This window comes from Sulfuricella denitrificans skB26 (assembly GCF_000297055.2).
Taxonomy (GTDB): Bacteria; Pseudomonadota; Gammaproteobacteria; order Burkholderiales; family Sulfuricellaceae; genus Sulfuricella; species Sulfuricella denitrificans.
Map to the genome: position 1 here is coordinate 2641216 of NC_022357.1, position 22972 is coordinate 2664187.

Annotated in this window: 29 protein-coding genes and 1 tRNA gene; 10 read left to right on the top strand and 20 right to left on the bottom strand. The window is 56.6% G+C overall.

The features are described from left to right. Positions 1–16: 16 nt before the first annotated feature. The 12 genes from SCD_RS12790 to SCD_RS12845 all read right to left on the bottom strand — a co-directional run bounded on the left by SCD_RS12790 (position 17) and on the right by SCD_RS12845 (position 7873). Positions 17–526 carry a cytochrome b/b6 domain-containing protein gene (locus SCD_RS12790; RefSeq protein ID WP_009207653.1) on the bottom strand — a complete coding sequence of 170 codons (510 nt, stop codon included), beginning with the start codon at positions 524–526 and terminating at the stop codon, positions 17–19. 6 nt (positions 527–532) lie between these two features. Continuing rightward, complete coding sequence (locus SCD_RS12795) at positions 533–1531, bottom strand: tetratricopeptide repeat protein (protein WP_084607537.1); 999 nt, start codon at positions 1529–1531, stop codon at positions 533–535. 65 nt (positions 1532–1596) lie between these two features. After that, positions 1597–2442 (bottom strand): HlyC/CorC family transporter, encoded by an 846-nt coding sequence (locus tag SCD_RS12800; RefSeq protein WP_023507010.1) that lies wholly within the window; start codon positions 2440–2442, stop codon positions 1597–1599. Positions 2443–2447: 5 nt separating this feature from the next. Next, positions 2448–2945 carry an rRNA maturation RNase YbeY gene (gene ybeY, locus SCD_RS12805; protein WP_023507011.1) on the bottom strand — a complete coding sequence of 166 codons (498 nt, stop codon included), beginning with the start codon at positions 2943–2945 and terminating at the stop codon, positions 2448–2450. A gap of 13 nt (positions 2946–2958) precedes the next feature. After that, positions 2959–3915 carry a PhoH family protein gene (locus tag SCD_RS12810; protein WP_009207649.1) on the bottom strand — a complete coding sequence of 319 codons (957 nt, stop codon included), beginning with the start codon at positions 3913–3915 and terminating at the stop codon, positions 2959–2961. Positions 3916–3925: 10 nt separating this feature from the next. Beyond that, on the bottom strand, positions 3926–5257 hold the full coding sequence (miaB, locus tag SCD_RS12815; RefSeq protein ID WP_009207648.1) for a tRNA (N6-isopentenyl adenosine(37)-C2)-methylthiotransferase MiaB: 1332 nt from the start codon (positions 5255–5257) through the stop codon (positions 3926–3928). An 11-nt stretch (positions 5258–5268) separates the two neighbouring features. Continuing rightward, a complete protein-coding gene (locus SCD_RS12820) occupies positions 5269–5571 on the bottom strand; it encodes a hypothetical protein (RefSeq protein ID WP_041673497.1) in 303 nt (100 codons plus the stop codon). A gap of 76 nt (positions 5572–5647) precedes the next feature. Then, positions 5648–5724, bottom strand: a tRNA-Met gene (locus tag SCD_RS12825). Positions 5725–5790: 66 nt separating this feature from the next. Continuing rightward, entirely contained in the window at positions 5791–6162 is a 372-nt protein-coding gene (locus SCD_RS12830) for a hypothetical protein (RefSeq protein WP_009207646.1), read from the bottom strand. A gap of 48 nt (positions 6163–6210) precedes the next feature. Then, on the bottom strand, positions 6211–6588 hold the full coding sequence (locus tag SCD_RS12835; protein ID WP_009207645.1) for a PilZ domain-containing protein: 378 nt from the start codon (positions 6586–6588) through the stop codon (positions 6211–6213). Between the two features lie 102 nt (positions 6589–6690). Continuing rightward, on the bottom strand, positions 6691–7326 hold the full coding sequence (locus SCD_RS12840; RefSeq protein WP_009207644.1) for a DUF1109 domain-containing protein: 636 nt from the start codon (positions 7324–7326) through the stop codon (positions 6691–6693). Positions 7327–7333: 7 nt separating this feature from the next. Next, positions 7334–7873, bottom strand: coding sequence for a sigma-70 family RNA polymerase sigma factor (locus SCD_RS12845; RefSeq protein ID WP_009207643.1), 540 nt, complete (start codon positions 7871–7873; stop codon positions 7334–7336). Between the two features lie 159 nt (positions 7874–8032). Between SCD_RS12845 and SCD_RS12850 the strand changes: the two genes are divergently transcribed. The 5 genes from SCD_RS12850 to SCD_RS15865 all read left to right on the top strand — a co-directional run bounded on the left by SCD_RS12850 (position 8033) and on the right by SCD_RS15865 (position 12520). Then, the gene (locus SCD_RS12850; RefSeq protein WP_009207642.1) at positions 8033–8362 is read left to right on the top strand and encodes an HvfA family oxazolone/thioamide-modified RiPP metallophore; all 330 of its coding nucleotides are present in this window, start codon (positions 8033–8035) and stop codon (positions 8360–8362) included. Positions 8363–8427: 65 nt separating this feature from the next. Further along, a complete protein-coding gene (locus tag SCD_RS12855; RefSeq protein WP_009207641.1) occupies positions 8428–9294 on the top strand; it encodes an HvfB family MNIO-type RiPP peptide maturase in 867 nt (288 codons plus the stop codon). A gap of 2 nt (positions 9295–9296) precedes the next feature. After that, on the top strand, positions 9297–10037 hold the full coding sequence (locus SCD_RS12860) for an HvfC family RiPP maturation protein (RefSeq protein ID WP_148290786.1): 741 nt from the start codon (positions 9297–9299) through the stop codon (positions 10035–10037). Next, the gene (locus SCD_RS12865) at positions 10034–10528 is read left to right on the top strand and encodes an HvfX family Cu-binding RiPP maturation protein (RefSeq protein ID WP_009207639.1); all 495 of its coding nucleotides are present in this window, start codon (positions 10034–10036) and stop codon (positions 10526–10528) included. Before SCD_RS12860 ends, SCD_RS12865 begins: the two co-directional genes overlap by 4 nt. 72 nt (positions 10529–10600) lie before the next feature. Continuing rightward, positions 10601–12520: an HD domain-containing phosphohydrolase gene (locus tag SCD_RS15865; RefSeq protein WP_009207638.1), complete on the top strand. Its 1920-nt coding sequence runs from the start codon at positions 10601–10603 to the stop codon at positions 12518–12520. Positions 12521–13037: 517 nt separating this feature from the next. Here SCD_RS15865 and SCD_RS12875 read toward each other — a convergent pair. Then, entirely contained in the window at positions 13038–13376 is a 339-nt protein-coding gene (locus SCD_RS12875) for a hypothetical protein (RefSeq protein WP_041673498.1), read from the bottom strand. Between the two features lie 39 nt (positions 13377–13415). After that, on the bottom strand, positions 13416–13628 hold the full coding sequence (locus tag SCD_RS12880; protein WP_023507013.1) for a DUF3820 family protein: 213 nt from the start codon (positions 13626–13628) through the stop codon (positions 13416–13418). Positions 13629–13891: 263 nt separating this feature from the next. Here SCD_RS12880 and SCD_RS12885 point away from each other — a divergent pair, with 263 nt between their 5' ends. Both SCD_RS12885 and SCD_RS12890 read left to right on the top strand, forming a co-directional pair. Further along, positions 13892–15427 (top strand): SulP family inorganic anion transporter, encoded by a 1536-nt coding sequence (locus SCD_RS12885; RefSeq protein WP_009207636.1) that lies wholly within the window; start codon positions 13892–13894, stop codon positions 15425–15427. Positions 15428–15598: 171 nt separating this feature from the next. Continuing rightward, positions 15599–15877 (top strand): hypothetical protein, encoded by a 279-nt coding sequence (locus SCD_RS12890; protein WP_009207635.1) that lies wholly within the window; start codon positions 15599–15601, stop codon positions 15875–15877. Between the two features lie 260 nt (positions 15878–16137). Here SCD_RS12890 and SCD_RS12895 read toward each other — a convergent pair whose 3' ends face one another. Genes SCD_RS12895 through SCD_RS12905 form a run of 3 tightly spaced genes read right to left on the bottom strand, consistent with a single transcriptional unit; the run spans position 16138 to position 18284 of the window. Next, complete coding sequence (locus tag SCD_RS12895) at positions 16138–16530, bottom strand: hypothetical protein (RefSeq protein ID WP_009207634.1); 393 nt, start codon at positions 16528–16530, stop codon at positions 16138–16140. 52 nt (positions 16531–16582) lie between these two features. Beyond that, positions 16583–16996 carry a GFA family protein gene (locus tag SCD_RS12900; protein WP_009207633.1) on the bottom strand — a complete coding sequence of 138 codons (414 nt, stop codon included), beginning with the start codon at positions 16994–16996 and terminating at the stop codon, positions 16583–16585. Between the two features lies 1 nt (position 16997). Further along, complete coding sequence (locus SCD_RS12905; RefSeq protein ID WP_023507014.1) at positions 16998–18284, bottom strand: dicarboxylate/amino acid:cation symporter; 1287 nt, start codon at positions 18282–18284, stop codon at positions 16998–17000. A 104-nt stretch (positions 18285–18388) separates the two neighbouring features. Between SCD_RS12905 and SCD_RS12910 the strand changes: the two genes are divergently transcribed. Continuing rightward, complete coding sequence (locus SCD_RS12910; protein ID WP_009207631.1) at positions 18389–19093, top strand: hypothetical protein; 705 nt, start codon at positions 18389–18391, stop codon at positions 19091–19093. 212 nt (positions 19094–19305) lie between these two features. On the opposite strand, the gene SCD_RS12915 is transcribed toward SCD_RS12910, so the two are convergent. The 3 genes from SCD_RS12915 to SCD_RS12920 form a co-directional block, all read right to left on the bottom strand. Next, on the bottom strand, positions 19306–19671 hold the full coding sequence (locus SCD_RS12915; RefSeq protein ID WP_009207630.1) for a hypothetical protein: 366 nt from the start codon (positions 19669–19671) through the stop codon (positions 19306–19308). A 22-nt stretch (positions 19672–19693) separates the two neighbouring features. Continuing rightward, a complete protein-coding gene (locus SCD_RS16220; protein WP_009207629.1) occupies positions 19694–19960 on the bottom strand; it encodes a hypothetical protein in 267 nt (88 codons plus the stop codon). Positions 19961–20065: 105 nt separating this feature from the next. Further along, on the bottom strand, positions 20066–20422 hold the full coding sequence (locus tag SCD_RS12920) for a hypothetical protein (protein WP_041673500.1): 357 nt from the start codon (positions 20420–20422) through the stop codon (positions 20066–20068). Between the two features lie 402 nt (positions 20423–20824). On the opposite strand from SCD_RS12920, the gene msrB reads away from it, so the two are divergent. Beyond that, a complete protein-coding gene (gene msrB, locus SCD_RS12925) occupies positions 20825–21319 on the top strand; it encodes a peptide-methionine (R)-S-oxide reductase MsrB (protein ID WP_009207627.1) in 495 nt (164 codons plus the stop codon). A gap of 4 nt (positions 21320–21323) precedes the next feature. After that, a complete protein-coding gene (locus SCD_RS12930) occupies positions 21324–22970 on the top strand; it encodes a cytochrome c biogenesis protein DipZ (RefSeq protein ID WP_009207626.1) in 1647 nt (548 codons plus the stop codon). Positions 22971–22972 lie beyond the last annotated feature (2 nt).

Sequence of the window (22972 nt, forward strand, 5' to 3'; positions counted from 1 at the left end):
ATAATCAATACATCAGTCAAATGAACCGCAGCAGCGAAATTGCCAGGTGCAACCCCAAGTAGATCCAGAGGGAAATTGCAGTGGCACTGTGAACCTCCCGAATGGCTGTCACGAATGTGGACATACCGCCATCGCCGGTTACGCCAAAATACAGGATTAGGCCGGTCATTGCCATCAGGCTCGCTATCAGCAGTCCAAGCCCTTGCAGTGTTCCGGCCGACACCTGCAGTCGGCCTCTTATAGAGCGGGGGGTAGAAGATGGGGATAACCTGCGCTTGAACAACCATGGATAAAGGACCTTCATGCCGTTGCTGGCGCGCCCGGACAGTTGCCATAGCCAGTGTACGATGAGTAAGGCCAGAACACCCAATCCGCCCATTCGGTGAATCTGAAAGAAAACGTCGCCCATTCCCCCGGTTGGCACGCCTAGCCTGGGCGCATCCATCATCAGGCTGAACATAAGTTGTGCGCTGACGCCAAATGCAAGGCCCGCATGGAGCCAGTAAGTCGTGCGGTCGTACTTCATTCAGTCTTAGCGAGAGGAAAGTTTGTCAGTATTCTGGGGCGGGTGGGATTTTGACCACGAGGAGGCCGATACCACGGCATCGGCAATCTGTTTCTGCGACATTTTCGGGGCCAGAATTCTCATATTGTATTCAGCCAAATGGTTGCCATTGGAAGCTGCGACAGCGAACCATTTGTAGGCTTCTACATCATTTTCCGGTGCGCCTCGACCGTTCCAGCACATCATGCCCAGATTGTAGGCAGCACTTGCCAGCGCCTGATCAAGCACCATAGGAAAAACCTTGATAACCTGCGAGCTGTCTTCAGGCGCATGCAAAACCTTTCCGGCCCCCGTTACCAAATCAAATTGCAGCCCCACGGATTTTGGCGCGCTGGCGGCCTTGACATACCATTTAGTCGCTTCGACGTAATTTTTTGGTACGCCCAGTCCGTTCTCGTTGATAAGGCCCAGGTAAAAATTGGGCGCGGCATTACCCTGCACCGCCGCCTTTTCGAACCAATGTGCAGCAGCGGCATAGTCCTGCTTTGTACCATAACCATTGGCATACATCACGCCAAGGCCGAACTGCGCTTCCATGTCGCCATGTTCTGCCGCCTTGAGAAACCATTTAAGCGCTTCTGCATCATCCCTGTTTACCGACGCCCCTGCCTGATAAAGCGCACCCAGAACAGTCTCGGCGGCGACCGAACCGGTTTGGGCCGAGGCTTTTATCTCGGCCAGTGCTGCCGGGTTGCCCCCATAAGCCTTCTTCCCCAGTTGCATCGCTTGGTGGGAGTCCATTCCCTGTGCAATTGCAGCATCACTTAATGCCATCCACGCAATAATTGCCGCAACAACGGAGAATAATAATGATCTATTTGCCATGGAATTCCTTAACAGTTGCGGGATACTAACTACGTAAACTGACGACAAACTGACAACCGGCTTGCCTGGATAATTTATGCCGTTTGGATTAGATGAACTGAGATGGCTAGCAGAAAAACTCGATAGGTCAGTTTGGGCCATTCGGAAAGGATTATCGCCAACCCGGTCAAAAACAGCCTGTCAGATGATGTCTGAACAACTGCGCATTAGGTCGTGGTGGCGGCCCCTTCATTTTCCTGCCTCTCCACCAGCAGGGAGTATAGGCGGCGACTGTCAGCTCGCAGCACGTTGAACTTGAGGCCGTCGAAAGCAACGTGTTCCCCGCGCTTGGGCATATGGCCGAACTTGCTGACGACCAACCCACCCACGGTATCGTAGTCCTCGTCGCTGAATTCTGTCCCCATCACCTTGTTGAAATCCGCGATCTCGGCCTGTGCCTTGACGCGGAAACGTCCGTCCGGCACGCGGATGATGTTGTCTTCCTGTTCGTCGTAATCGTATTCATCCTCGATCTCGCCGACGATCTGCTCCAGCACATCCTCGATGGTCACCATGCCGGCCACGCCGCCGTATTCGTCCACCACGATGGCGATATGGTTGCGGTTGCTGCGAAACTCCTTGAGCAGCACGTTGAGCCGCTTCGATTCAGGGATGAATACCACCGGGCGCAGCATGTCGCGGACATTGAATTCCTGGCCGGCGTAATAGCGCAGCAGGTCTTTCGCCAGCAAAATGCCGATCACGTCGTCCTTGTCCTTGTCGATGACCGGGAAGCGAGAGTGAGCGGTTTCGATGACATAAGGGATGAATTTTTCCGGTGAATCGGCGATGTCCACCACGTCCATCTGGGCGCGTGGAATCATGACATCGCGCACCTGCATCTCGGAAACCTGAAGCACCCCTTCGATCATGGCAAGTGCATCCGCATCCAGCAGGTTGCGCTCGAAGGCGGAATGCAGCAATGCGACCAGTTGTTCGCGGTCTTCCGGCTCCCGCAACAGGAGTGTGCCTAATCGTTCAAGCCAGGAGGGTTTCGCAAGTTCATCATTCATGTTGTTCAAATATCCTTGGTTTCTTCTCGGTATGAGTCAGCCTGATAAGGATCAGAGTAACCCAGCTTTGTGACAATCTGGATTTCCAGGGCTTCCATCTGGCGCGCCTGCTCATCGCTTTCGTGGTCGTAGCCCTGCAGGTGCAGGACTCCGTGGACAGTCAAATGCGCATAATGCGCTTCGATGGGCTTCTCCTGCTGCACGGCCTCGCGTGCAACCACCGGGGCACACAATACGATATCACCGGCCAGCGGCAGCTGCGCACCGGGAAATTCATCATCGTATACAAAGGTTAGCACATTGGTCGCGTAGTCCTTGCCGCGATAATCGCGATTGAGCGCCCGGCCTTCCTCCTCATCGACGATGCGTAGCGCGATCTCGGCATCCTGCCGCAACGCTGCCTTCACCCAGCGACGAAACTGGGCACGGGCCGGCACATCGTCCGGCTTCGCTGCGTATTGCACTGAAAGGCTGAGTGCTGGTGGAGGGGTTTTTCGGGTCATGGACAATTGGAACTCAGCACTGCTTTTCACGCTTTTCATAGGCGTTGACGATCTTCTGCACCAGCGGGTGACGCACCACGTCCTCGGACTGAAAGAAGGTAAAGGAGATACCACTGACCTTTTCCAGCACCTGCTGGGCATCTACCAGACCGCTTTTCTGGCCGCGCGCGAGATCCACCTGGGTTACGTCGCCGGTAATCACCGCCTTGGCGCCGAAGCCGATGCGGGTGAGGAACATCATCATCTGCTCCGGCGTGGTGTTCTGCGCCTCGTCGAGAATGATGAAGGAATGGTTCAGAGTGCGGCCGCGCATGTAGGCCAGCGGGGCGATCTCGATCGCGCCGCGCTCGAACAACTTGCCCACCTTGTCAAAACCCATCAGGTCGTAAAGTGCGTCATACAGGGGACGCAAATAGGGGTCCACCTTCTGGGCCAGATCACCGGGCAGAAAGCCGAGCCGTTCGCCTGCCTCCACCGCCGGGCGCACCAGCACGATGCGCTTCACCAGATCGCGCTCTAGGGCATCCACCGCGCTGGCCACTGCAAGATAGGTCTTGCCGGTGCCGGCCGGGCCGATGCCGAAAGTGATGTCGTGCTCCTGAATCTTGCACAAATACACATTCTGGCGCGGAGTACGGCCGTGCAGGTCGCTTTTGCGCGTCATCAGCACCGGCATGGCGACGCCTTCCTGTTCGGCGTGGCTCGCGTTCGCCACCTCGATCAGGCCGAGCTGCACGTCCTCGACGGATAGGTGATTACGGGAACGTTCGTAGAAATTTTTCAGCGCCTCCACGGCCAGACGCGCCTGACGCTGTTCTCCATGCACGGAAAAATGCTCGCCACGGCGGGAAATGGTCACGTCCAGAGCGGTGGAAATCTGCTTCAGATTTTCATCCAGCGCGCCGCACAGGTTGGCGAGGCGGGCATTGTCCGCAGGGGAAAAAGAAATATCGAGGGATATTGGAGTCACAGGAGCAGCCTTATTCGAGGACGACGATTTCGCCGCGCAAAGTATGGGGGGAAACGGCAGTAATAGTGACGTTGACGAACTGTCCGATGAGACGCGGAATGGCCTTGAAATTGGTCACTCGGTTGTTGTCGGTGCGCCCCATCAGTTCGGTTGCGTCTTTTCTGGAAACCCCTTCCACCAGGATGCGCTGCACCGTGCCAACCATTTTCCGGTTGACGATCTGTTCCTGCTCATCGATTTTTTTCTGCAACTGCCGCAGCCGCTCCTGCTTCACTTCAAACGGCGTGTCGTCGGCCAGCTCCGCCGCCGGCGTTCCCGGGCGCGGACTGAAAATGAAGCTGTAGCCCATATCGAAGCCGACATCCTCGATCAGCTTCAGGGTCGCCTCGAAATCGGCATCGGTTTCGCCGGGAAAACCGACGATAAAATCCGAGGAAAGCGAAAGGTCCGGCCGCACTGCGCGCAAGCGTCGCACCAGGGACTTGTATTCGAGCGCGGTGTAGCCGCGCTTCATCGCCGCCAGCACCCGGTCCGATCCGCTCTGGACCGGCAGGTGCAGGCCGCTGGCCAGCTTCGGCACTTCGCCGTATACATCAATCATGCGCTGGGAAAATTCGACCGGATGAGAGGTAGTAAAGCGCAATCGCTCGATGCCGGGCACCTCGGCCAGGTAATGCAACAGGTCTGCCAGATCGGCGGTTTCTCCATCGTGCATCGCGCCACGGTAAGCATTCACGTTCTGCCCGAGCAGGGTGACTTCCTTTACCCCCTGCTCGGCCAGCTGCACCACCTCGGCGATCACGTCGTCGAAGGGGCGGGACACTTCGTCGCCCCGCGTATAGGGCACGATGCAGTAGGTACAGAATTTGCCGCAACCTTCCACCACCGAAACAAATGCGGTCGCGCCATCCACCTTGGCCGCCGGCATATGGTCGAATTTTTCAATTTCCGGGAAAGACACATCCACCTGAGGCAGGCCGCTTTTGCGCCGGGCATCGATCATCTGCGGCAGGCGGTGCAGGGTCTGCGGCCCGAACACCAGATCCACGTAAGGCGCGCGACCGACGATGGCGCTGCCTTCCTGGCTCGCCACGCAGCCGCCGACGGCAATCAGCAAATCAGGGTTGTTCTGCTTCAGGGGACGCCACCGGCCCAGCTGGTGAAAGACCTTCTCCTGCGCCCCCGCGCGCACCGAGCAGGTGTTCAGCAGGATCACGTCGGCATCTTCGACGCGCAGCGTGATTTCCATGCCCTGAGAGGCATTCAGCACGTCAGCCATCTTCGCCGAATCATACTCGTTCATCTGGCAACCGAAGGTTTTAATAAAAAGCTTTTTTGCCACGAGGATATAGCCTAACGCCCCATCCCCGCTTCTTCTTCAGGGGTAGGCAGCCACATCTGGATCAGATATCCGCTCGAATCGAGCTGATAAAACACCTTGGCGCTTTGCGGCAGCTGGGTGGGAATGATAGTACGGTTGAACGTATCGTAAACACGCGCGCCAGGTGCCAACCGGTAGACTTCTCCACCGATCTTCACTTCCGGATAGTTATGGCCGTTGATCTGCCCGACTTGCACATTTTGCGGCATGAACCTGCCGGCATGAGCTGCCAGGGCGAACAACATGAGGAAAAGAAATAAAAAATGCTTCAGCATAAACACACGATAGCACACAACCTGACAGTGGTCTCGGTGGATTGATCGTTGCTGCCAGGTTGCATGGTGAGGAAAGTGGTGGTGATAGGTGGATTTGAACCACCGACCCCAGCGTTATGAGTGCTGTGCTCTAACCGACTGAGCTATATCACCAGATAAATCGAAGGATGCGAATTCTGACTTTTTATCGTCAGTTTGTCAAGATTGATCCGCTATCGTTCATTTGCGCCCGGAAAATCCGAAATCACCTTCCCAATTTCCGTGCCGAAAGTCGATTTTCAGCCAATGCGGCACAAAGGCCGCCGGGTTCTTGATCTCAAAATCAGACAAAGGCGCTTCCGCATTGTCTCGATCAATCTTGCAGGATTTTGTCATCACCGGCCTGAACGCTACCGCCAGATGTTGATTAACCGGGAGAAATTCACGGCTATGGGCCTGATCGCCAAAACGCACTTTCTTGCGGATCAGGCAACTGAAATACAGTTCCATCTCCACCGTCAGCGGACCCATCCGGCTTGCCATCGCCGACTCGGCGGCATCGCTCCATTCCACGCGCACGGTCTTGTTGAAGATTTCCACGGTTGAGAACATCTAAATCCTTCCGCATAAAAAACGGTGGCGTACCGGAGTTTCCAGGCGCTATCTGGAATCGAACAAATGGGACAATTCCCTGTCCAGCAGCGTCTCGTCCCCCAGGTTAAGCTCCACCAGGCGGCGCAGGCGGGTCAGGCTGTCCACGTCGATATGACGGCATTCGATGCCGACATTCTGGCCCTCCTGATGCGCTACCACGCCTTCCATCACGATAACCTCCCCATCCATGCCCAGATCGAGTGTCAACTGGCAAGCTTTCCCCCGAAGAGCTGCCTCAGGCTGCAACAATTCCACCAGAGCACCCTTGAGCGCGATATCCAGCAAATGCGCAGGGTGTGTTCCACGCCCCATCTGGAGTTGAACCGTTGCGTCGAAGGGAATACGGGAAAAGTGGCGCTTGTCTTTGTCAGCAGCTGACTTCATGGTATGCCTCCATTACTCAATGAACGAGTCCATCTTACCATCTTGACGATAGCCGGCTATCGTCAAGCTCTCAGGGGATTGAGCTAATCTGGCTTCCGAAAACTACCATTTCAAAAACCTTCTCCCCAGCCACCAGCCGACAAGGCCGATGCCCAGCATGGGCAGGTAATGCCATTGGATGACGTGGATGATCGAGTTGTTTAATTCATGCAGCAGCAGCCACAGCGCGCCGACGCTGAAAGCGAAAAGCAGTGCAACACTGCCCGCCCATCGGGAATGGGTGCTGGCAAACTGACGCATGGAAAAGAACGTCCAGGCGGCCGGCAAGAGCGCGAACAGGGTGATGCTGACAGTGCATTCGAAGCTGTGCATGGGCAGGGGCGCAGGCGGCACGTCGGCGCGCCAGGAAAAAAACAGAACGATAACGAAAATGGCAAACAGGCCAACCGGAGCCCAAGCCGCCTTGCGCATCTGGTGCAGATCGGGAAACACCAGCACCGCGGCACTCAGCGACGTCGCGATGAAGATGAGTACCAGGGAGGCCAGTTCGGCAACGAACCACGGCTCATCCAGTTTTTGCATCAGGTCCGGGCGCAGGCCGGAAATCCACAGGGACGCCACGAGATAGACCACCGCCCCCGCCACCCATCTGAGGCTCAGCATGAACGGATGGGGTGCCGGCTTCACCGGAGCGGCATCCCGGGCCAGACTCTCAACCAGTTCTTCGATGTTTACCATAATCTTTTTATCTTTCCAGTATCTTTCTCAATATCTTGTAGGCGCGATGCGCGGCGACCTTGACCGCAGATTCTTTCATGCCGATCTTGTCCGCCACTTCTTTGGCGGTATACCCCTCCTGGTGCATCATCTGCAGGATGGCGGCCTGCTTCGGCGGAAGTTTTTCGATTTCCCCACTGATAGATTCGTAAGTAATGTCGGATTTGGTTACAGGCGCCTGCAAATCATTTTCCACCTCGGACAGTCCGACGGCGTGATGCAGGTGGTCGGCATAGTGCGCGCGCAAATGATCCTGCAAACGAAACTTGGCGATCGCATAGGCCCAGGGCTTGTAAGGCCGCTCGCCATCGTAGGTATGCCGCGCTTTGTGGATGGAAATCAGGATTTCCTGCAACAGGTCGTCCACCTCGCTGCTGGAATTAATTCGCCTGGCCAGGAACGGCCGCAGAAAGCGCGCGGTTTCCTGCAGCAAAACCGCATAGGCCCGCTTGTCCCCGCTCAGGGACAGCTTCATCAGCGCTTCAAAATTTTCCGATTTATCCGTCATTAAAATTTCGATGTAACCTTTTTTCAGGGCTGTCCGAATAGGCCAGTACACGGGGCGGCAATAAAATCTACCGGCCAGTTAATTCCCCGTGATGTTTAACTTTCAACATCAAACCAGCTGCAATGATGCCACTTATTAATAATCATGGAGTAATCACCAATGAAAAAACAAACCCTCGTTACCCTCGCCATCGGTTCCGCCTTCACCGTTGGCGCCTTGATCCCAGTCGCTCATGCCACCAGCGATAACCCATTCGGAGCCAGCAAGTTGAAGTCTGGTTACCAGCTAGCGGAAGCTGATACCAAGATGAAAGATGGAAAGTGTGGCGAAGCCAAGTGCGGCGCTGACAAAAAAGCAGAAAAGAAAACCGACGCCAAGTGCGGCGCTGACAAAAAGACCGACGCTAAATGCGGCGCAGACAAGAAAGTCGAAGCCAAATGCGGTGCGGATAAAAAATCTGATGCAAAGTGCGGCGCTAACAAAATGTAAAACAGCGGGACAGCGGGCAGGGAACTCCTGCCCGCTACTACCAAGACTTAAACAAGGAAGCAAACATGCCAAACCGCCTGATGTCACCCCTTCGCCATGCTAGTGGAGCAGGCCTGGGTTTCCGGCGCGAGCTGATAGAACCGATGATGTCCGGCGTTCCGGAAGCGATCCAATTTTTCGAGCTTGCCCCTGAAAACTGGGCAAGCATGGGCGGTCGTTCCGCCAAACAGCTGCGCCACTTCACAGAGCGCTATCCCTTCGTCTGCCACGGGCTATCGCTGTCGCTCGGCGGGCCGGCTCCTCTGGACGAAGCCCTGTTGCGCCGGATCAAGGCGTTCATGGCCGAGCATGGCATCAAGCTCTACACCGAGCATCTCTCCTGGTGCACCGATGACAGCCATCTCTATGACCTTTTACCGATTCCTTTCACTGAAAATGCTGTGAGATGGACGACCGAGCGCATCAAGCGCGCCCAGGACATCCTGGAAATGCAGATCGGCATCGAAAATGCCTCGTATTATGTAGCCCCACCCGGCGCAGAGATGAGCGAGACAGCATTCATCCGCGCCATCACCGAGGAAGCCGACTGCGCGCTGCACCTCGACGTCAACAACATTTACGTGAATAGCTGCAATTTCGGCTTCGACGCCCTCGAATTCATGCATGCACTGCCGCTGGAGCGCACCTGCTACGTGCATGTCGCCGGCCATTACGTCGAACCGGACGGGCTGCTCATCGACACGCACGGATCCGACGTCATCGACCCCGTATGGTCACTGCTCGAAGCGGCCTACCAGCGCATCGGCGGTGATGTCCCGACCTGTCTGGAACGTGATTTCAATATACTCGATGTGGGGCTGTTGACCGCGGAAGTCGAGCAGATTGCGCAGCTGCAAGCATATGCGCCCCCCATTCAACGCAAGGAGGCATGATCATGGAAACCGATTTTCAGCAATTCCAGCGTGCCTTTGCCCGCCACATCCGCGACCCGCGCCATGCGCCGCGCCCGGACGGCGTGCCTGCGCGGCGCATGGCGGTGTACAACGAACTGCTGCTCAATAACGTCTGCGGTTTTCTCGACACCTGCTTTCCGGTTTGCCGCACGCTGCTCGGCGAGGCTCGCTGGCGTCGGCTCAATCGCACCTTTTTCCGCGACTGGCCATCGCACACGCCGTGGTTCCGCGAAATTTCCCGCGAATTCGTGCGTTATTTGAGCGAATCCATGACCCGACAGCCGCTGCCTCGCTGGTTCGCCGAACTGGCGCATTACGAATGGGCGGAACTCGCGGTCGATGTAATGGAGGCGCCCATTCCCGCCCACGACCAGACGGGTGACCTGCTAGTCCGGCCCGTGGAACTCAATCCGACGCTGCTGAATCTTGCCTACGCCTGGCCCGTGCATCGCATCGGCCCCAAATATCGGCCGCGAAAACCGCAGCCAAGCTACCTCGCCGTCTATCGAGATGCCGACGAAGCGGTGCAATTCACCGAAACCAACGCGGTCACAGCGCGCTTGCTGACCCTGCTCGCCTCCGCGCCCAGCACTGGCGAGACCGCGCTGCGCCAGATTGCAGACGAATTGCAACACCCCGACCCTGAACAACTGATTATCTTCGGCGCCGCCTTGCTTGATGAGCTGCGCGACCAAGGCATCATTCTGGGAGCACAAGCATGAAAAAATATCTCGCCGGCTTCTTCGGCAGTCTCGATCTGATCGGTCTTTGGTCAGGCCTTCTCAGCCTGCGCATCCTGCTAGGCTGGGATTATTTCGAGTCCGGGCTGGAAAAATTCCACGGCGCAAACTGGTTCATGGACATCCAGGACAAATTCCCCTTCCCGTTCAGCGTGGTGCCTCCCGAAGTCAGCTGGCAGATGGCCACCTGGTTCGAGTTGATCGGCGGTATCGCCCTGGTGCTCGGACTGGCGACCCGTTTCTTCTCGGTGTCGCTGATCATATTGACCGTAGTCGCCATCGCCAGCGTACATTGGCCTGAATCATGGAGTACATTTGGCGAACTGATGAAAGGCTATGTATTTACCGACCGGGGCCACGGCAACTTCAAGCTGCCTATCCTATTCATTGGCATGCTGATCACTCTGGTTTTGTCAGGTTCCGGGCGTTTCTCGCTAGACCACCTGATACGCGTCAAAACATTGGAAAAATGAGACACTTCCCCATTCTCGCAAACGCGACAATTTTGGGCACGGTCTGATGCTCCAGTTCCGGAAAGAATTTTTATGCGGCAATTTCCCTGGTACAACACCATCCGATTCCGGATCGGCCTCGCGCTGTTCGTTCTTTTCGCCCTCCAGGCGGGCACCGCTGGCTTCACCCTGTATGAAGTGGATCTGCGCAAACATGATTACGAGATCCTCAATCTCGCCGGGCAAACACGGGTCATCAGCCATACCATGGCGCATCAGTCGCGCAACTACCTGAAAGAGAACGCGGTCATCGCTGTAACCAGCCCGCGCGACGCTGGCTTCTACTCACAGAATCTGCAGCAGAGCATGGCGCTCTACGACAAAATCATCAGCGGCTTCCGCAACCGCCGCCTTGACCCGGAAATCACCGGACTAGACGAGCCACTGACGTGCAGCTGGGACCAGCAATCCCGCAACCAGCTGGACGTCAGCGCCGCCGCATGGGAAAACTTTCGCCATGGCATGCAACTCGCACTCGACGCTAACCCTTCCCGCCCCGACCTTGCCGCCGCCCGCTACGCGGTGCAACACGGTGAAGAACTGGCCCACTCATCGGATAACCTGAGCCGCGCCTTCCAGCACATGATGGAAGGAAAACTCGCCACGATCCGCCTCTTCAACCAGCTTGCCTTCATTGCCACCGCTTTGCTGACGGCATGGATTGCCATCCTGGTGTACCGCAAGATATTGCGCCCGCTCACCCTCACCGTGGACGGATTCTCCCGGGTAGCCAACGGCGACCTGGGCTATCAGGTGCCCCTGGTGGTGGATAACGAGATTGGCCGCATGACGCAGGCTTTCAACCGTCTTTCTGACCGGATGCGCGGCCTGTTTCACCTCACCGACCGGATCAGCCGGGGCACCAACCTGCACGATGCGCTCAAGTTAGTCTGCGAGGAATTTCGTACTTTTCTACCGGTGGAATGGGTAGGGGTGCTGCTGCTCACGCCTGACCACCGCCAGGTGGCACTGGAACGGCTTTACAGCGAATCCCCCAGCAGCTTGCAGGAAAACGACCATTTCGAATTTGCGCTCGGCGCACCGGAAGCTGCGCTGGCTAAAGGGAACGCACTGGCTATCGACGACCTGGACGCCTTCTCCAGAAACAAAAGTCCCGCATTCCTGTCGGCCCAACTGGCGCGCGATGGCAAACGCTCGGCCCTGTTTATCCCCCTGCGCCACAACGGCGGAGGCGAAGCGCTGCTGGTATTCGCCTCATCCCAGGCTGGCGCTTATACGCCGGAACACGTCGAATTCCTGTCCAACCTGGCCGGCCAGGTTGGACACATTCTGGGGAAAACCCTCTTTATGGAAGGCCTGGTCGTCGCCGCCGTGGAGGGCCTGGCAAAACTGGCTGAAAGCCGCGACCCCGAGACTGGCGACCATCTGGTTCGCATGAGCCTTTATTCCGCCATCCTCGCCGAAGAGCTGGGCAAGGAGGGCCCCTACCGCGAGCGCATTACGCCGGCTTACGTGCGGGATGTATTCCGTTTCGCCCCGATGCACGATATCGGTAAGGTCGGCATCCGCGACGACATCCTGCTCAAGCCGGGACGCCTCGACCCGGACGAGCGTACCGAGATGGAGCGCCACCCGGTTATCGGTGGGCAGGTGTTGCGCCGCAGCGAAGAGCAAATGAACGCTCTCGGCCACAGCATCTTCCAGATCGGGATCGAGATCGCCGAAGGCCACCACGAGAAATTCGACGGCAGCGGCTATCCTGCTGGTTTGGCAGGCGAAGCCATTCCACTTTCAGCGCGCATCATCGCCGTAGCCGACGTGCTGGATGCCCTGACCTCGAAACGTCCCTACAAGGAAGCGTGGCCGATGGAAAAAGCCCTGGAAACCATCAACAATGATGCCGGCAAGCACTTCGATCCGGCCGTGGTCGCAGCCCTGCACCGTTCGCTGCCCCGCGTGATGGAGATATATGAGCGCCTGAAGCACGTCTGATGGAATAGCCATCCGATCACTGCCTGAAGCTATCTGGCTGACTGACCCGCAACGACTTCCCGAGCTATGAAATACCCGGCCGACAAGGCCGATGCCCAGCATGGGCAGAGAGTGCCACTGGATTACGTGCAGGACTGGAAGCTCAGCTAACCCGCCATCAGGAAGCCCTCTCCGAGCAAGTCAACTGCAGCTCCGCCAAAACACCCGAAGGCAAAGCCGCGATTGCGGATCTGTCGAACAAGATCAGCACAGTCAAAACGCGTATCGAAGAGATTGCAAACACCCAACCCAGCCGCTATTCGTCCACACTCAACACCGCAGAAGTCAGCACGCGCAATCAAGCGCCAGAAAAACCCGGCGTCGATGCCGCTTCGGCACCGAAGTCAGCCGGCACGGTTACAGGCAGTCGATTGGATGTATTTGCCTGATCGGTTTCAGGAAAAATTCATTGAAAGCATGCGCGGCGCAATAGCCGGTCACGTTTCAGAAACAGGGTGAAGCCCACCCTGTGCGACCTTCAGGGTGTGGGTTCCTTGGGCGGCCGCTTATGGAATTTCTTGGCTGGCCTTTTGCCCTGCTCGCCAGCACCGGCTCTAGGTTGGCCGCCGGGCCGGGGCTGTCCACCGGGCCGAGGCTGACCGGCCGGCCTGGATGGACCGGCTGATCTGGGTTTGCCGGCGGATGCCGGTGCGTTCCGTCGAGCGGCTGGCTCATGAGTTTCCGCTCGATTCGCGGAAGCGAGGGTAATCTCCAGTTCGTTGAGCTCATCCCACTGGGCGTCGGTTCTCAGCCGCTCCGGGATAGCCAGAAGCTCTTGCTGGCGACGACGCGGGGAAATCGGTTCCTGTTCATTCATATCGGCATTATCTCACTATCACCCCAACCTCAGAGTGAATTATTGCTTTCGTAAAGGATCCAGCAGAGAAGACAGACCATTGTGGTCCAGCTCCTGCATCAGCGCCAACAGACGGCCGATTTCACCGGAGGGAAAGCCTTCGCGGGCAAACCAGTTAAGGTACCGCCCCGGCAGATCGGCAATCAGGTGGCCTTTGTACTTGCCGTAAGGCATGACGCGGGTCACCAGGAGCTGCAAATTTTCGGAATTCATCACCATCTATAGACCCTGCGCGCTTCAACCCAACCCAACTGCACTGTAAAAACAGGTCAGGTAAGGTGCACATTGTGCCTCGTTCCGCGATGCGCTTCAAATGTTCGCTTTGAACAGGGTCTGCCTGTAAAATCAGGATGGATATTCTACACCTCATGCTCTTTCAGGTGCTCGAAGAAGGCCTCCTCCCTACCCGCTGCTCGCGTTTATACGAACCTGACGCTGATCCACGAACGAATATTTTTCCATTATAAATATCGCACATGAACCTGAATAGCTGCTCGAATTATACCCTTCCCCGTCTCAAAATTTGCATCCTGAGCGGACTGACCGTTGCCCTGGCTCTGGTGCCCGAGGCCATCGCCTTCGCCTTCGTGGCTCATGTCCATCCGCTCGTCGGCCTCTACGCCGCCTTTATCATGGGCCTCATCACCGCCGCTTTCGGCGGCCGGCCCGGCATGATCTCCGGTGCCACCGGCGCGCTGGCGGTGGTAATGGTGGCGCTGGTGGTGCAGCACGGCGTGGAATACCTGTTCGCCACCGTGGTCCTGATGGGCGTGCTGCAAATCGCTTTCGGCCTGTTGAAGCTGGGCAAGTTCATCCGCATGGTGCCGTTCCCGGTCATGCTGGGTTTCGTCAACGGCCTCGCCGTGGTGATCTTTCTGGCGCAGCTGGGGCACTTCAAAACGCCCGCGCCGGACGGCACCCTGGTCTGGATGTCGGGCACGCCGCTCTACACCATGCTGGGCCTCATCGCGCTGACCCTGGCCATCATCTACCTGCTGCCGCGCCTGACCAAGGCCATCCCCTCAACTCTGGCCGGCATCGTCGCGGTTTCGTTGCTGGTAATCTTTGCCGGCATCGACACCAAAACCGTGGGCGACATGGCTTCCATCGAAGGCGGCCTGCCGCAGTTCCACTTGCCGCAGGTGCCGCTGTCCTGGGAAACCCTCAGGATCATCTTCCCCTACAGCCTGATACTCGCCGCCATCGGCCTGATCGAATCCCTGCTGACGCTCAACCTGATCGACGAAATGACCGACACCCGCGGTATGCCCAACCGGGAATGCATGGCCCAGGGCTCCGCCAACGTCGTCACCGGCTTCTTCGGCGGCATGGGCGGCTGCGCCATGATCGGCCAGAGCATGATCAACGTCAGCAACGGCGCTACCCAGCGCCTGTCCGGCATCGCCGCCGCGCTGTTTCTGCTGACCTTCATCCTGTTCGCTTCGGAGTGGATCGAGATGATCCCGCTCGCCGCGCTGATCGGCCTGATGTTCATGGTCTCGGAAAAAACCTTCGAATGGGGCAGCCTGACCACCCTGCGCAAGGTGCCGCGCAGCGACACGTTTATCGTCGTCGCGGTCACCCTGATCACCGTGTTCACCGATCTGGCCATCGCCGTGATCACCGGCGTGATCATCGCCGCACTGGTGTTCGCCTGGCAGCACGCCAAGCACATCAACGTGCGCACCTATCTCGACGACAAGGGCTGGAAAATCTACGAGCTGGAGGGTTCATTGTTCTTCGCCTCGACGGCGGAATTCCAGACCCTGTTCACCCCCAAAGACGATCCGGACGAAGTGGTGGTGGAATTCCGCCGCGCCCGCGTCATCGACCATTCCGCTATCGAAGCCATCGACAGCCTGGCCAGCCGCTATCAGCAGGCCGGCAAGCGCCTGCACCTGCGCCATCTCAGCCCGGACTGCCTGGAGGTCCTGACCAACGCCAAGGACATGGTGGAAATCAACATGGGAGAAGATCCCCATTACCACCTTGCGGACGACAAGCTGGGGTAATCCTGCTATGCGTATAAACCAGGCCGGAACGACGGGCTTCAAACCCGGTATATTACGTTAATAATCAATGCGATGCCAGGTCAGCGTAACAGAGACTCGGTTTGACACACAAGGTGACTGGGCGCAGACTGCCGCGCATTCGCAAACCATGAAGCACCACAGGAGAAGAGAATGTCCAAGAAACGATTCCACTGCCAAGCGGTTATTCACGAAGGCATCAAAAGCATCAGCATCACCGATGACGCGCACCATTTCTGCATCACATTGGAAGACGCAGGCAATAGACTCACCGCCCTAAAAGAAGCCCTCGCCATCGGCAAATATCCTATCGCCATGGAACTGGTGGACTCCTGTGCCAAATTGATGGCCGGCCCAACCGTGAAATATCACGTCACACAACACGACGCCGAGAAGTTTCTCCATTCGCTGGATAAAGCGCTGCACCATTGAGACGCAAGCACACAAAAATGAAAGCCTCGCAGGGATGCGAGGCTTTTTGTTTGTAGCATTTTCAAGGTCGTAAATTGTGATCTTAAACACTAGCCTTGTCTGATAAGGTACCCGCCGTTCACCCGGTGTGTTTCCCGTTGCCGCTATGGCCACAGATGGCATTAAGCAGAAGTTTATGACGCAACAAATTCGACGAGTGCCCGCGAGTGATGGCGGGCCAAGATCTCTAATTAACAGCCGGCTATTTAAACCGGACGCCATCAGCGCACCCATAACAGATACACACAGCTGACGGCCACGGCCCCAAGAATGGCGATAACGGCCAGCAGCAATCGCCGCTGCAATCCCACTGCCTTGATGAGCTGGGAATTCTGATCGGCCAGCGCCTTGATCAGTTCGGCAGACGACACCATTTCCCGCTGCAGATCCGCCACATTGGCCTCGAGTGAAGACACCCGCAACTTAACGGCCGCGATGGCCCGTTCATCGGGCGTAAGCTCGTGTTCAATTTCAGCGTTGTCCGCCGTGGACTGCGTTTTTTTCTTGCCCACGACTTTCCAGAGCTTCTTGGCGCCGTCGACAACCAGCGGGGCATTGCTCACAACGTCAGCCCAAGGGACCAACTTCAGTGCGGCGAACAAGCTTATTGCCATGGTTCATCTCTCCTGTAATGGGGTTGCCTGATGTTTCGACTCCGGGCGGCAGTCAGCGTTCGTTGCGACCCGGCTCATAGCCTTCATACTGGGGCAAGTCGCCGCAGATCTCTTCCCAGTTGGCCTTCGACGTGGCGAAGATATGTGCCACAGGCCGTTCCTCGATATCCGAATCAATCGTGCCGAGCCGCACGCGGACGTCATCCGGCCTTGATTCCGACTTGCTCAGGATCGGGGAGCCGCAGATCTTGCAGAAGAATTTTGTCTGCCCTGACGTGGACTCGTAACCCGTGAGCGCATCTTCCCCGGCAGTAATCCTGAAGCCGGAAGCCCTGACGATGCCGTTAGTGGCAAAGGCGCTGCCCTGGGCCTTGCGGCATTGAGAGCAATGGCAATAAACGATGTTGCGTATCGGGCCATCGATTTCGAATCGGACAACGCCGCAAAGACAGTCCCCTGTAACCATGTCAGCTCCTTTGTAAAGCCGGTTCGCCAAGTACGTCCGGTTCTCCGGTCCGCCGTGCGATGATCACGGCCCCGCAGGAATCGCTGAATACATTCACCGAGGTGCGGCACATGTCCAGCACGCGGTCCACCGCCAGAATCAGGCCGATCGCCTCCACCGGCAAGCCGATGGCCGCCAGAATAATGGCGATGGCGACCAGGCTGGCCGAGGGAATAGCGGCCACGCCGATGGAGGTGACCAGCGACATCAGCACGATGGTGAATTGCTGCACGAAACCCAGTTCGATACCGTACGCCTGGGCAATGAACATCGCCGCCACGCATTCATATAAGGCCGTGCCATCCATGTTGACCGTCGCACCCAACGGCAACACAAAGCTGCTGGTACGGTTGGAAACCCCCGCCTCTTTTTCCACGCATTCCATGGTAAGCGGCAGCGTGGCCGCCGATGAGCTGGTGGAAAAGGCCGTCAGCAGAGCCGGCGCCATGGCGCGATAGTGGCGCAGCGGATTGACCCGCCCGACAAAAAACAGCAGCAAGGGCAGCACCACCAGAAAATGTACCGCCAGCCCCGCCATCACGCTGATAAAAAACCACGCCAGCGGCACAAAGGCGGAATAGCCGGTGCTGGCCACCACCTTGGCAACCAGCCCGAAAATGCCGATCGGCGCGAACTGCATCACCCAGTCGGTAATTTTCATCATCACCTGGAAAAACCCTTGCCAGAAGTTGTACATGCTTTCCGCGTAGGCTTCCTCGATCTTGGTCATGAAGTAGCCGAACAACAGGCTGAAGAAAATCAGCCCGAGCATCTGGCCATCCGCAGCCGCCGCAATCACGTTGGTGGGCACCATGCGCAGGAACACCCCGACCAGATCGCCGGTGCCTTTGCCTTCGACCTTGGCGACTACGTCGCTGACATTCGCAGACATCCCGAGCAAATGCTTTGCCGGTTCGCCATCCACCATGCCCGGCGCCACCGCATTGACGATGACAAGCCCCACCAGAATGGCCAGCAGGCTGGTCGTCAGGTAATACAGCAGAGTCTTCAGGCCCAGCCTGCCGAATGCACCGCCCGAGCCGATACCGGCGATACCGACGATGATGGACGACACCACCAGCGGCACGATCAGCATCGTCAGGGCATTCAGGAACAGCGTGCCGATAAAGTCGAACGCCGCATAAAAGCGCACGCCCAGCAGTTCCGCGCTGGTTCCCGCCAGCGAACCGGCAATCACGGCCAGCGCCAGCGCAATAAGGATTTGCCAGTGCAGTTTCAGTTTCATCATCCCTGGGTACCTGTTTGAAGAGTGGGTAAATACAAGCATATCCTAACCTGATCTGCAAAATGCCTTAAAATCACGCTTTCCGATAACGAACACGAAACGCAAGCATGAGTGAAAATACACCCGACCCCTACGCCTACATGGCCGAACTGCCAGACGGCCTGAGCGAAACCGAGAAGGCCGAATTCGGCCAACAGCTGATCGAAAAGAAGCTCCAACTGGAGCGCAGCTCAGGCGCCGACACGCTGGAACGCGCCCGGCTGAAACTGGATATTGCCGAACTGCTGGTTTTGCTGGAGCGCAAGGAAGAAGCCTGGAATCTGGCGCGCGAGGCTTTCGATACCGCATTGAAAAATGAATCGTGGCAAGATGCCGTGGAAGCCTGCAACGTGCTTTACCAGACCGAACAGGCCGCCTCGATTCCCGCCCTGGGCATGGGCGTCTGGCTGGCGGTGACTTTCCCGGTCACGCCTGAACTCACCTATGCCATGCTCGACCATGTCGTCACCGAAACGCCCAACAATTCGGACGGCGCAGCGCTCGCTGCCGTCACCACGCGCTACGTGATCGACCTGCGCGCTAACGATGAAGAGCACGGAGACTGGAGCCTGCTGGCCGACAACCTCATCGCCCGCGTTGCCGAGCGCCACAGCAAAGTGCAGGATCAAAAGGCGCTGGATGCGTGGATGGACAAGCTGGGCCTGCGCGACCCGCAGGTGTTTCTGCCCCGGCTGAGTCAGGTGGTGAATGCCATCGTCGGCGATGCGTGGTGGTTTGATCGGGATGAGCTGCGGGATAAATTGCCGGATTAGTCGCTACTAGTCGTTAGGGTTGCCGAAGACAGGTAGATAGGCGCTCTCTAGGCCAGCGGCTGTTAAAGCCTTGGCTGGCTCGCCGGTTCGGACAAATCTAGGCACTGGATTATTGTGGTTAACGTTTGATATTAGCAACGTCTAAATTCACCGGCCTGTACGGCTTTTTGCGCAGGTCCGGTGGAATGACGGGTTGGGCATCATCCAGAAGATCACTTAACCCTCCTGATCTTCGTTCTTTGCTCTTTCACCAGCGGCAGTGCTGCACTAACAAATGGCAGCAAGGGGTTTTCTCTACAATGTTTGTCAATGTATAGGACAAGCGTTGTGTTGTCCGGCAGGGCTGTGAGCGGAACCTCGTAAGAAACGCTACCGAAGTTGTAGCCAGAGACAAAACCACGAAACCAAAATAGGTAGGTCTGACGGGCGACCGAATCGCTCTGCGATTCAGTCCAATTGCCACAGGACGTATTTTCGAAACTGAATAGAGGGAAAGGAGCTTCTTCCGCAGCTGTTGCAAGAAACGGAGTAATTAGAACGAGAGCAGTGATAACGGCAGTCAAGCGGATCGACAGCATGGTATATGTATCTCCAATCAAACTACTTCCCAGTTACTGGATCTTTAGAGCCGTCCTTGCCACTGTACGGGTTTACGTTACCTTTAGTTGACCAGTTGTCGTACTTGCTATGGTTCGGATTTGTGGCGTTCGATGGCGCAACGTATGTTCCATCTTTCTTTACATAGCCTTTGATACTGTGACTCCCACCGGTCGAGCTGTACCCGACGCTTGAGTGACTGCCACCTTTAGCAAATACTGGTGCAGCCGCAAGTGCTCCGACTAAAAATATGATGGCAACTTTTTTCATGGGTTTCTCCATAGCTAAAAATGGTTGGCACGTCTGAATATGATGCCCAACTTGTAGCTAACCGGATGGCCGGTGGTTTATCGGCCAGACCGGTTGAGCGTAGGGTTAGGTTTGTTTTGTTCCAATGATGAAACATGTTTGCATAATAACAACTAAGCATAAAATTAAAGCTATAAGTGTTGCACTAGCGACCGTTATAGCTTTATCAGCCAAAGGGCCAAAAATCATGAAAGCAGCAAGGGAAATGCTCGCAATCAAACTAACACCACCGACATTTACAATATCCCGTTTAACTTTCGTTAAACGCTGGATAGCCGTTGAAATTGTTATTTCAGGAGCGTTGTTTGCAATATCTATTTGGTATTTAAGCAATGAGGACTGGTATTCAACGATACTCTTCGCCAGCACAAGTGCCGCTGTTAATGTGGCGAGTAGGCTTGCAAGGAAAATAAGGATGGTCATGCTAAAACCTAACGTAAAGTAGACACCCTAAAATGCACCGGCAAAGGCACCTTCGAAGTGTATAAACTGGAAACTTGTGTGCAATGCAATGATTTCAATGAGGCACAATTTTTGTGCATCCCCTAATTATTCTGATAAATACACCATCTCATTTCTGTTGCGTATTATTTTTATATTACCCCCCCGTCCAAGTAATACTGGGGCTACGGATACATTACCCGTAACAGCCCCACTTTAATACAGGGTTTCCCCTATTTTATTCTGCTTACATAAACCAACCTCTGCCTAGCATCCCAGCATGACGCATTGAAGATGTAACCTTTTCCCGCTACGCTCCGAATACCTCAGCAAAGATGGCTTGCCATCGCTTTATCAACACACACTACGACGAGGTGGAAGATCATGGACAGACGGATGTTTATCAGACTGGCGACCAGCGGGGCAGGCATTCTGGCCTTGCCGCAGCTTTTCATGTCAGGCATGGCAATTGCGGCGGAGCGCATAGCAAAGCTCAGCAAGACCGATGCCGAATGGAAAAAACTGCTGACGTCGGCGCAATACGACGTGCTGCGCCAGGAAGGCACCGAGGCGCCGTTTACCAGCCCGCTCAACAAGGAAAAACGCGACGGCGTGTTTGCCTGCGTGGCCTGCGATCTGCCGCTATTCCCTTCTAAATTCAAGTACGACAGCGGCACCGGCTGGCCGAGTTTTTTCGATGTGCTGCCCGGCCATGTAGAAACTACCACCGACTACAAGCTGGTGCTGCCGCGCACCGAATATCACTGCGCGCGCTGCGGCGGCCACCACGGCCATGTGTTCAATGACGGTCCAAAACCCACCGGCCTGAGGTACTGCAATAACGGCGTGGCTTTGAAATTTATCGCGGACAAGGCATAAACACATGATCATCGATATCGGATTAGCATTTCTCGAAGGCCTGGCGCTGATCGCCTCGCCTTGCATTTTGCCGGTTTTGCCGCTGGTGCTTGCGGCTTCGGTCGAGGGCGGCAAGCGCAGGCCTTACGGCATCATTATCGGTTTCGTGCTGGCGTTCAGCCTGTTTGCGCTGGCTTCGCGCCAGATCGTGCTGGCGCTGGGCGTCGATCTCGACATCATCAAGAACGTTTCCCTGGTGCTGCTCGCCGTGTTCGGCCTGGTGCTGCTGTCGTCCAAGCTGTCTGAAAAATTCAGTTCGATGACGCAAGGCGCGGCCAATTTCGGCAATGATCTGGCGTCTCGCGGCGGCGATGGCCTGCTCAGCGGCGTCTTGATCGGCGCGCTGATCGGGCTGGTGTGGACGCCCTGCGCGGGGCCGATCCTAGCTGCCGTGCTGGTGCAGGTGATTCGCCAGGAGACCGCCCTCGCCGGCAACCTGATCATCGTTTCATTCGCACTCGGCGCCGGCGTGCCGATGTTTATCATTGCCATGACCGGGAGAAAAATGATGAATAAACTGGGCTTTCTCACCCGCCATGCCGAAGCGGTTCGCCGGGGGTTCGGTGTGCTGATCCTGCTGTCCGTTGCCTATATTGCTTCCGGTGTGGATGTGGAATCCCTGCTGACGACCCAGAGCACGAAAGCCCAACGGCCTGCCGGTGAGCTGGTGCTGCAGGATGGCCTGAGCACGCCCTACGCCGCGCCGGAATTCAAGGATATCGAGGCCTGGATCAACGCCAACCCACTCACCATGCAGAGCCTGAAAGGCAAAGTTGTGTTGATCGATTTCTGGACCTATTCCTGCATCAACTGCGTGCGCACGCTGCCCTACATCACCGACTGGGACAGCAAATATCGCGAGCAGGGGCTGGTGATCGTCGGCGTGCACTCGCCGGAATTCGAGTTCGAGAAGAATCTCGACAACGTCAAGGCCGCGATTGCGCAGCACGGCATCCGCTACCCGGTGGCGCAGGACAACCGTCTCTCCACCTGGTTGAATTTCAAAAACCGTTACTGGCCTGCGCATTACCTTATCGACCGGGATGGCAAGGTGGTCTACACGCATTTTGGCGAGGGCAAATACGATGTCACGGAAAACAACATCCGCTATCTGCTGGGGCTGAAAAACGGCGGCGCAACCGTCAAGGCATCGGCACCCGCCATCAACCCCGAGCAGACAGCGGAAACCTATCTCGGCTATGGCCGGGCGAATAGCTACGATGGAGATGCGCCTGCCCTGCATGACAAGGCACAGGCTTACCGCTTTCCGGATGCCCTTGCCGAAGACGGTTGGGCGCTGAACGGAAAATGGAAAGTGGGTGCAGAAAATATCACTGCGCTCGAAAATGGCGCTGCGCTGCGCCTCGACTTCAATGCGCGCAAGGTGTTCCTGGTGCTGGGCACCTCCACCGGCAAGCCGATCAAAGTTTCTATCCGGCTGAATGGCGAGGCCGTCGACCTCAATGCCGGCAAGGAGGCCGACGGCGGCGTGGTGACGGTCGAACGCAACACGCTCTACGAACTGATAGACCAGAAAATACCGAAGAACGGTGTGCTGGAAATTCAGTCAGACTCTCCAGGGCTGGAGGCTTATGCCTTTACCTTCGGCTAATG